Source organism: Myxococcus sp. CA051A (assembly GCF_013336705.1).
Taxonomy (GTDB): Bacteria; Myxococcota; Myxococcia; order Myxococcales; family Myxococcaceae; genus Myxococcus; species Myxococcus llanfairpwllgwyngyllgogerychwyrndrobwllllantysiliogogogochensis.
Map to the genome: position 1 here is coordinate 109355 of NZ_JABUMS010000023.1, position 7247 is coordinate 116601.

Genomic DNA, 7247 nt, shown 5'->3' on the forward strand with positions numbered 1-7247 from the left:
TCAGGGCGACGGCTCGGGGCACGCGTAGACCGTGATGACGACCTCCGCGTTGATGCTCACCGCGAGGGCGAGTGCCGCCACGGGGAGCTGGTAGCGCACCTGATGCGGCGTGGCGCCAGCTTGGATGCCGATATCGAGTGTCCGCTCCGAACACCGGTCCCACTCCTCCCGCGCATCCTTGGGGAGGCGGGTGATGAGGGTCGCCAGACGCATCACCGCCTCCTCGGGCGACTCGGGTTGCTCGTCGAGCTCCAGGCACGCGAACCCGTCCTCGGCGTGAACCGGGGCGACCGAGTCGCCAAGCGCGCTCAGCAACCTGGACAGGCCGAACTGACTCTTGAGGTCCAGGTCGACATTCAGGAACGTGGTCTCTGCGTGCCGCGACATGGGTTCTCCTGACAAGGTCACTCGCCGGGAATGGACTGACAAGGGCCAAGGCAGCCCGAGCATTCGACGGGAGCACCGTCCTGACGAGCCGTCATGTCACGTCGCCTGACAACGTGCCTCGAAATCGGTGGGCGAAGCTTCAGGGTGTCACCCTCTCCCCAGAGAGGGCGCGCTCACTCCTGGGGTTCTGGATCACCTCGGTGTGCGTGAGTTCGGAGAACGAGGTGCTGGTGAGCGCCTCGACAAAAGCCACCAGGTCGGCCCGCTCTTGAGGGGAGAACGGGGGTCGTCGGGCGCCTCGGCCGACGCGGGAATCCAGCTCGCGCTCCACGGCCTCGCGCAGCGAGGGAACACCGCCGTCGTGCATGTAGGGCGCCGTGAGGGCGGCATTGCGCAGGCTGGGCGTCCGGAAGCGCCCCATGTCCTCCGGGCGAAGTGTCACGACGAAGCGCCCCAGCGCGGCCACGTCCTCTCGTGTGGCCACGGCGGAGAAGCGCTCGGTCTCGGACATTCGGGTCACTTCGCGAGCCACCGTGGGCAGCCGCGACTTGAGGTCCTCGCGCGGCTCGCCCGCGTGGAAGCGCCCATCCGTGAAGGTGGCCGCCTGGGGGCCCACGGTGTGGCAGCGACCGCACTCGGCGCGACCCAGGAACAGCTTGAGGCCCCGGCGCTGGGACTCGTCGAGCGCGGCGGAATCCTTGCCGAAGTGGAAGCGCTCAAACGGAGAAGGGCCGGACTTGAGCGTGCGCACATAGGCCGCGATGGACCGGGTGATGGTCCCGGTGGAGACCTCCTCGTTGGGAAAAGCCAGGGCGTGGGCCGCGGCATGGCGCTGACGGACACGAGCCACCAGGTCCTCGGGAGAACTCAGCGCGTGCTCTTGAGGATGCAGGAGCGGGTCGAGGATGAGCGCTTCCAGGGAGGTCCTCCGCCCATCCCAGAACAACGTCCGAGCATCCGCCACATCGAGCAGGCTGGGAGCATTTCGCGTGCCCACGCGGTGATGCGCGCCGAGAGAGCGACCATCCCTGTCGGAGAAGACGCGCTCCGGCAGATGGCAAGACATGCAGGCGACCCGGCCATCGGCGCTCAAGGAGGTATCGAAGAACAGCGCGCGGCCGAGCACCTCCCGCTGCCGCTCGGACGCCGACGCCGTCATCGCCAGACAAAGGCCGGACATCACGGCCCAGCTCAAGAGTTGGCGCAACGAAAGCCCCCTGCCTCTCCAACGTCAATCCAGCCGTGTCGAACAACCACCAGGCCCGGGGACTCGCACCCGGGAGAACGGGCTCGCTCAGAACACCTGACGGAGCCCGAAGCGACCGCGGGCGCGCGCGGAGTCGCCGTCCACGGCGACCACGGGGGCGTACTGCCCGAGTTCCGGGTCATAGGCATGCACCGAGCCGGACTCGAGCTGGTACACCCAGGCATAGAGGTTGAGCTGGCGGCGTGCGAGCCCTTCGGCGACGACGGGCAGCGAGCGCAGGTGCTCGACCTGGACGAGGACGTTCTCCATCACAGCCGCGGTCTGCAAGGAGGGGCCGGTCAGGTGACTGTAGCTCTCCTGGAGGATGCGGCGGGTGGGCTCAGCGTGGCGGAGCCAGTCGCGCATCTCCGGGAGGCGGGCCAACTGCTCGGGGTGGAGAAGGCCCTGCATCGCGCCGCAGCGGGTGTGGCCGCAGACGATGATGTGGCGCACTTCCAGGGCCGCCACGGCGTACTCGATGGTGGCCGCCTCACCGTTGTTGGGGGTGCCGTGTGGCGGGACGAGGTTGCCCGCGTTGCGGATGATGAAGAGCTCGCCCGGCCCCGCGCCGGTCAGCTCGTTGGGGAGGACTCGCGAATCCGAGCAGGTGATGAAGAGCACCTCGGGGCTCTGCGCCTCGGCGAGCCGGGAGTACAGCTCCTGCTTGGAGCGAAAGACCTCCGTCTGGAAGTGGTGAAGGCCGGGGATGAGTTTCTCCATGGAGCGGAGACTTCCCCATGAGCGGGGGCGCCGACAACCCTGATGTCGAGGAGAATGTCGTCCGCAGTGCGACATCGAGGAGGGCTCGCGTTGCGCACACTCGGGCCCTGCGATGCAACTTCGAACTCCTGATTCTCGCCAGAAGCGGTGAGGCATCGCCCCATTCATCGTCGCCGTTGAGTCAGCGGGAACAGGCGATACTGGGACTGTGAGCGAGACCGACGGAGCCAGGGCCGAGGGAACGCAGCGCCTGCTGCGAGAGACGTACTTCGAGAACGAGACCTTCACGAACCTCGATCTCCAGAACGCCGAACTGGCCGACAAGGAGTTCTATCGCTGCACCTTCGAGAACTGTCAGCTCCAGGAGAGCCGGTGGAAGGACAGCATCCTCGAAGCGTGCGTCGTCCGGGGATGCAACGTCACGCGCGCGCAATTCGGCCGGATCGCGCTCAGGGAGGTCCGGTTCGAGGGCTCCAAGCTGATCGGCATCGACTGGAGCAACATCGCCTCGAACCCGGAGTTCTCGTTCGTGGATTCGGGCCTGTCCTACTGCTCATTCGTCGGGCTCAGCATGAGGAAGATGGAGTTCCTGCGGTGCGTGGCCCGCGAGGTGAACTTCTACGACCTGGACCTGACCGACTCGGACTTCAAGGGGACGGACCTCTCCGGAAGCAACTTCCGGGGCTGCACGCTGACACGGACGGACTTCTCGGAGACCCAGGGAGCGTTCCTGGACCCGGCGCACAACCGGCTGAAGGACACCCGTGTGCCGCTGGACTCCGTGGTCAATCTGGCCAAGACACTCGGCATGCGCGTGGCGGGGTATCACGACGAGGTGTCCACGAAAGCGAAGAAGAAGGCTCGGTAGCGACAGGGCCGAGCCTTCTCGAACAGCAGGGAGCCGTCAGAAGGGGGGCGTGTCGCAAGAGATCCAGTTGCAGTTCGACCTGAACGCCCAGGTCAGGTGATATCCATCACCGTCCGCGTCCAAGACATCCCACCGATGGTTTCGGATGTAGTACTCCTGCACGCCGCAGGCCTGGCCACCCGGGCAGGCCCAATAGCTGGCGGAATGCCACCAGTACGACGCCATCTCCCCCGCGAAAACGGCCCAGGCCCCTCTCGCGACATTGTCGTAGGAGAGCTGCAACCTCAAACTCCCCCGATAGGGTGCGGCCTGGATGAACGCCGTCTTGGCGTTACGGGAGGCCGCACCATTGCCGGTTCTATTGGGCAGACAGTCGAAAAACTCTCCCCACTTGTAGCAGGCAGAATCTCGCCAAAGTGGCCCCTGGTCACTCGTCCATGACTGGGTGACAGAGTCTCCCGTTTGCGCACCAGGATCCGGGGCAAATCCCTCGGAGTAGTCCAGGCTCGGGACGGCCGCATCCCACGCAGGAAGATGGAAGTCCTCGGGCGCCTCCCGGCGCGATTCGGCCCTGACCAATGCGTCCGGCGGCGTGGCGCCTCCCGTAAGCCGGCGATAGAGCGCGACGGCGGAGCGGTCGGCCCCCTCCTGGTCGCGCAGGAAACGCCCATCCTCAACGGGCCCGCGCTCCACGACGAGGAGGCCACCGGGCTGCACATCGTAGAATTCAACGAAGTGCGCGGGTGCCATCTCGACACGGGCAACCAGGTTGTTGAGTTCATCGAGCTTCGGCCGCAGCTTCTGCGTGGCGTCCAATGCGGCCGCCGGGTCGGATTCGTAGAGTTGATCGATGCGCTGGAGTGACAGTTGCGCCTCAGCCAGTGATGGAGGGGCGAGGTTGATCGGCGTTTGACCATCATCCAGAGAATCACTGCACCCTGTTGACGCCAGTGCGGCCGCCAGCAGGAACCCCCGTCGAAATAGGCCATTGCGCTTCATTGCGTATCCTCCAATCACGTCATTGGGCACGCCCAACTGCCCATTCACATACCCCGACGGCCCGCGAACAAACATCCCTAAGGCTAGGGATAGACCTGTTCGCGTTGCGACCCGCGAAATCGCGTCGGCACCGAGGGCACAGAGCCTCATCTGAGCGATTCTGGACACTCGCCACTCATGCAACCAGGACTCTCATGCAAGTCAGTTGATATACGACTGCCTTTCCACCCTGAACACACAGGAGCGCCTCATGTCAGTTCCGACTATCGTGAAGCACTTTCTACGTGGTGCGGTGATAGTTTCGGCAGGGGTCTTGCTTGGTGCCTGTGGCGAGCCCCTTGCGTCCGAGGAAGAGGGAATCGACACGGGAGACACCGTCACCGCCCTCGACATCCCTCCTCCAACGGCAACCATGGGATGCGGAAGAAACCCGCAGACCTATGCGGTCTCCTGCACCGGCAGCGCCAGTAACGGTGTAGCGCCGTATACCTACCAGTGGTCGATCATTGATGACTTCGGGAATGGGCCGTATGGCGACGACTGGTGGAACAACTCGACCACCTATAGTGACTACTGCCAGTGGGGGCTCTACACCTACGGGACATACTACGACAAATACATCCGGTTCCGTGTCCTCGACGCCAACACCTACGTGTCGAACGTGGTTCAGGTCAAGTACCGCTGCTGGAGTCCAAACTAACAGCACGCCGCATATGACTGAGCGTGCTTGACGTCTCGCAGAAGCATACTCAGTGACACCTCCCGGACGAACGTCGGAACCCGCCCACCGAGAAGTGGGCGGGCGGCGTGGGCAGCTTCAGGCGGCCGCGACCAGCTCAGATGAGCGAAATCGAGTCGCACATTTGAAATGGTCGCCTTCGGCGGGCGTCCCGCAGCATTCCTTTTGCGTGGGCACGAACAGCTAGTCAACGCAACAAACAGACCTATCAACGGTGTAGCCGCCCCCCTCGTCCCCCCTGACGACGGTGCATTTCCCATAGCTCTTGACGCTACTGCCGCGACGCGCGCAGTCTTCCCGTCCGTACTGAAGTGATTGAGCACACGCAGCCGCATATGATTCTCGTTCAGCGCGATACAGCAAACAGGACTCCAGGGCGCCCTCATCGCTGACCGGATCTTGCGGCGATGCGCCCGGTTCAATGCCGCCACACCCAAACAGAATGATCGCTGAGAGTCCCACGGCAACAATCCCATTACGCGCCATGCGATTCCTTCCTTTCGAGTCACGACCACGCAGAAACCATAGCATCACACAACATTCCTAACAACATGGGCATCCAAGAGCCCCTTCGGCGCTTGCCGCAAAACCGAAGGACTCGTGCGGCATTGAATTCCCAAACTCCCAGAGGCAGTCTTTTGGTGGCTCCTCGACAGGCCCGCCATGGCCGCTACTCTATTCGCCGCGCGCAACCACTGCGACAACGTCGGTTGGGACACTCCCACCTGCCGGGCCAGTGTCGAGGCATTCACCGCGCTCGGTCCCACCATCCGCTTCACCATCTGCGCCTTGAATGCGTCTGTGTACGGCACTTCAACCGCCTGCACTCGCCCCCTTCGGGTGGTCAGCTCGGCAACTCAGCCGAGGCGACTTCTTCCCTGACACAGGGGGGTGGTGGCTCACGTCCGAGGAAGCGGCGGGAGCCGAGCAGCAAGCCGCCCTCCGTGCCGAGAACTGCGGAGACAGCCGGAAGGAAGTCATCTTGAAGTGGCTCCTGGAGATGCCCGCCGACAAGCGCCCTGGTGACATGACGATTCTCCACGTCGGTGTCGAAGCCTTCGCGCTCCACCCCGCACAGGTCGACCCGCGAATCTCCCGGGAAATCGGCGCCGCCCTCAAGGCGTTGCACTTCACCCGAGGCCAGCGCCGGATGGGGGACGGGACACGGCCACTCGTCTACTACCTGCCGGATGAACTGCGGAACGCCCCCACCGAGAAGCATGGGGAGCGTCGTGGGTAACATCAAATTGTCGCGAGCAATTCAGACGAGCACAGGTGCGTCGCACATCTGAAGAGATTGCTCATGGCTACCTCTCACTCGATGTACCCCAGACATCCCTATTCGCTCTGGACTTCCCCGCCGGGAAAGGCGCCCGGGCAACAGGCAGACAGGTCAACCGTATAGGACCACTCATCCTGCCTGACGACTTTGCAGGTTTTGACCCGAGTAGCACCAGTGCCGAATTGACTGCAGTATGCCTGTGCATCCCTTTTTGCATAGGAGCATGCCGCCTCACGTGATTCCGCCACACCACGGAATAGCAGGCAGAGTTCACTGGCGCTCTTGTCGTCGAGAGGGGCTTGCGGCGGCGTGTCTAGTTCGACCCCGCCACAGCCCGAGAGGACTATCACTGCGAACGCTACGGCAGTAACCCACCTGTGCATCATGTCTCCACCCCTTTTGGAACTTGGAATTCGCGCAAAGCATATATTTCCGGGGCACGGCAAACAACCCAGCCCCCGCTTCGCAGCCCCAATTCTTTGCAATGGAGCCAGAGATCCATTGCTTCAGGGTTTCGCCCTGGCTCGGGTGAATGCAAGTGGTTTCCACTATTGCAAAACAGTGGGCGATACCACCTGTGCCGTTGCAGACTGCGAACTCTCTTCGGAAAGCGCACTCATTTACATGGGGTGCATCCCACCGTTGAAACCCCTCCTCGTGGCCCCTCTGTCATTGCCGGGGTCATCCAGCGACTGAGCGTGTCCCAGCTCAAGAGACACAAGCTGTGCCCCCGTGCTTGGTACTTCGCCAAGGGTCAAGTCCCGAATCGTGTGTGGTTGGTTCGGGGGGGGGAACGTGGGAGGAAGGCTCCTTGGCGGATTCATTCAGCGGTGTCTGGGTTTGAAGTCAGCAGGGCCATGTCGAGGTAGCGGCGGTCAGCCCAGATGCCAGAGACTTCGAGGGCGACGGCGGTGATGAGGCGCAGTGCGCTGGCGCGGTCCGGGAAGGCGCCCACGGAGCGGATGCGGCGCTTGACTTCGCCATGGAGTCGCTCCAGGCCGTTGGT

At 63.6% G+C, this 7247-nt stretch carries 9 protein-coding genes; 3 read left to right on the forward strand and 6 right to left on the reverse strand.

Features of this window, described 5'->3' with window-relative positions; genetic code table 11:
* From HUA74_RS40275 to HUA74_RS40285, 3 genes are all read right to left on the reverse strand, one after another.
* Positions 1-387 carry a hypothetical protein gene (locus HUA74_RS40275; protein WP_174458840.1) on the reverse strand — a complete coding sequence of 129 codons (387 nt, stop codon included), beginning with the start codon at positions 385-387 and terminating at the stop codon, positions 1-3.
* 139 nt (positions 388-526) lie between these two features.
* Positions 527-1567 carry a cytochrome-c peroxidase gene (locus HUA74_RS40280; RefSeq protein ID WP_174458841.1) on the reverse strand — a complete coding sequence of 347 codons (1041 nt, stop codon included), beginning with the start codon at positions 1565-1567 and terminating at the stop codon, positions 527-529.
* A 114-nt stretch (positions 1568-1681) separates the two neighbouring features.
* On the reverse strand, positions 1682-2353 hold the full coding sequence (locus HUA74_RS40285; RefSeq protein ID WP_141642377.1) for a carbonic anhydrase: 672 nt from the start codon (positions 2351-2353) through the stop codon (positions 1682-1684).
* A 208-nt stretch (positions 2354-2561) separates the two neighbouring features.
* Between HUA74_RS40285 and HUA74_RS40290 the strand changes: the two genes are divergently transcribed.
* Positions 2562-3221: a pentapeptide repeat-containing protein gene (locus HUA74_RS40290; protein WP_174458842.1), complete on the forward strand. Its 660-nt coding sequence runs from the start codon at positions 2562-2564 to the stop codon at positions 3219-3221.
* Between the two features lie 36 nt (positions 3222-3257).
* On the opposite strand, the gene HUA74_RS40295 is transcribed toward HUA74_RS40290, so the two are convergent.
* On the reverse strand, positions 3258-4220 hold the full coding sequence (locus HUA74_RS40295; RefSeq protein WP_174458843.1) for a hypothetical protein: 963 nt from the start codon (positions 4218-4220) through the stop codon (positions 3258-3260).
* A gap of 250 nt (positions 4221-4470) precedes the next feature.
* On the opposite strand from HUA74_RS40295, the gene HUA74_RS40300 reads away from it, so the two are divergent.
* Positions 4471-4920 carry a hypothetical protein gene (locus tag HUA74_RS40300; RefSeq protein ID WP_174458844.1) on the forward strand — a complete coding sequence of 150 codons (450 nt, stop codon included), beginning with the start codon at positions 4471-4473 and terminating at the stop codon, positions 4918-4920.
* A gap of 569 nt (positions 4921-5489) precedes the next feature.
* On the opposite strand, the gene HUA74_RS46975 is transcribed toward HUA74_RS40300, so the two are convergent.
* Entirely contained in the window at positions 5490-5786 is a 297-nt protein-coding gene (locus HUA74_RS46975; RefSeq protein WP_174458845.1) for a transposase, read from the reverse strand.
* A 155-nt stretch (positions 5787-5941) separates the two neighbouring features.
* Between HUA74_RS46975 and HUA74_RS40310 the strand changes: the two genes are divergently transcribed.
* Complete coding sequence (locus HUA74_RS40310; RefSeq protein WP_174458786.1) at positions 5942-6199, forward strand: hypothetical protein; 258 nt, start codon at positions 5942-5944, stop codon at positions 6197-6199.
* 862 nt (positions 6200-7061) lie between these two features.
* Here HUA74_RS40310 and HUA74_RS40315 read toward each other — a convergent pair.
* Positions 7062-7247, reverse strand: a 186-nt coding sequence (locus HUA74_RS40315) for a transposase (RefSeq protein WP_174454834.1), incomplete at its 5' end; no start/stop codon positions are given.